Annotated in this window: 1 protein-coding gene; it reads right to left on the minus strand. The window is 52.5% G+C overall.

Annotation, left to right across the window (positions count from 1 at the left end; all coding sequences use genetic code 11):
- Window positions 1-75 precede the first annotated feature (75 nt).
- Window positions 76-1,866: a Na/Pi cotransporter family protein gene (locus RUMCAL_RS07505; RefSeq protein WP_051343723.1), complete on the minus strand. Its 1,791-nt coding sequence runs from the start codon at window positions 1,864-1,866 to the stop codon at window positions 76-78.
- Between the last annotated feature and the right edge of the window lie 83 nt (window positions 1,867-1,949).

Below are 1,949 nucleotides of genomic sequence, written 5' to 3' on the forward strand. Positions count from 1 at the left end.
CATATTGTCTAACAAAAGGGGAGCATTTCAATATTCCTGTACCGGTTTCTTTGTTTTATTGATTCAGTGTGAAAATCACGCGTCCACGACTTCGTCCAGTGTGGGCTGTCCCAGTTCCAGATAGTAATGGTTCAGATACTGGTGGTAGGATTCCTGAAAGGTTTCATCGTTTTCTTTCAGCTTGAACAGATACTTGTGGATATTCTGCTGTTCGTCGATTTCGATCAGCACGCCGGCAATGTTGGAACAATGGTCGGAAATGCGTTCGATGTTGGTGAGCAGATCCTGATAGATGTAGCCCAGTTCCACGGTGCATTCTTCGTTTTGCAGCCGCTTGATGTGGCGGTTTTTCAGTTCCAGATTCAGGGTGTCGATAACTTCTTCCAGCGGCTCTACCTGGTGTGCAATGGCGAGGTCGTCCTTTTCGAACGCCTGATATGCCATGTTCAGTGTTTCCAGCAGAGCATCACACAGGGTACGCAGTTCCTTTGCGGCATCGCCGGAGAAGTGCAGCCCCTTTTCGTGGAGTTCGTGTGCCGATTCCATGATATTCACCGCATGATCACCAATTCGCTCGAAATTGCCGATGCAGTGCAGCATTTTCGAAACTGTCCGGCTGTCCTTGGAGGAAAGGCTGTGCTTGCTGATGCGTACCAGATAGGCGTTCAGCTTATCCTCGTATTTGTCGATGCGGTTTTCGTTTTCCTCAATTTGTTCTTCGGTGGCTTTGTCATACTGGAACAGCATGTTGATCGCCAGTTTCATTGTGGTCTTGGACAACTCTGCCATTTCCATGGTCACACCGTGACAGACTTCAATGGCAACTGCTGGTGTTGCCAGCAGGCGTTCGTCCAGCATAGCATGCTTTTCCTTGGCTTCCTTTTCCTTTTTGCTGTCCCGTACCAGCGTATACGCCAGCTTTTCCAGCAGCTTGGTGAACGGCAGCAGCATTGCTGTAGTGACAATATTGAAGATCGTGTGTACCAGAGCCACGCCAGCTGGATCAATTGCAGAGCCGACAAAGGCGAAGTCCAGCAGCCAGTACAGTCCGTAGAATATCGGCAGAATCACCAGTGTGCCGATGCAGTTAAAGCAGATGTGCACACATGCCACCCGCTTGGCACTGCGGTTTACGCCGATGCTGGAGAGCAGGGCGGTGACACAGGTACCGATGTTCTGTCCCATGATGATCGGGATCGCCATGCCGTAGGTGACCTGTCCGGTGAGGGAGAGTGCCTGTAGGATTCCCACAGAAGCGGCGGAACTCTGGATCACGCCGGTGAAAACGGCTCCTACCAGAACGCCCATGATCGGGTTCCGGAACGCGGTGAGAATGTGGGAGAACTGCGGGGAATCTGCCAGCGGGCTGACGGCTCCGCTCATCAGGGTCATGCCCGTCATCAGCACGGAGAATCCCACCATGATCTTGCCGATGTCCTTGGTGCGGTTATGCTTGGCAGTCATGATCATAATGACACCGATCAGAGCAATGATCGGGGAGAACGATTCCGGCTTCAGCATTTTCAGGAAGGGATTGTCCCCCTCGATGCCGGAAAGGCTCAGGATCCATGCAGTCAGCGTGGTGCCCACATTGGAGCCCATGAGTACGCCGATCGTCTGGCTCAGTTCCATGATGCCGGAGTTGACGAGCCCGACCAGCATGACGGTCAGGGCGGAGGAGGACTGAATGGCAATGGTAATGCCCATGCCCAGCAACAGGCTCTTGAACTTGTTGGAAGTCATCTTTTTCAGAACGATTTCCAGCTTGCCGCCGGCGAGTTTCTCCAGACCGGAGGACATGACGTTCATGCCGTACAGGAAGAACGCCAGACCGCCCAGCAGGGTAATGACGGAAAAAATATCCATAGGTTTCGACTCCTTATTGCTGCCCCGTGAAAACAGGGGCATTTTTCTGGGGCAATACCGCACAAAGATTGTGCGACAGATGC

The organism is Ruminococcus callidus ATCC 27760 (assembly GCF_000468015.1).
Lineage (GTDB): Bacteria > Bacillota > Clostridia > Oscillospirales > Ruminococcaceae > Ruminococcus_C > Ruminococcus_C callidus.

Bases quoted from the DNA above. Each gene is read 5' to 3' on its own strand.
- RUMCAL_RS07505 (WP_051343723.1), bottom strand. From the start codon at position 1,866: ATGGATATTTTTTCCGTCATTACCCTGCTGGGCGGTCTGGCGTTCTTC.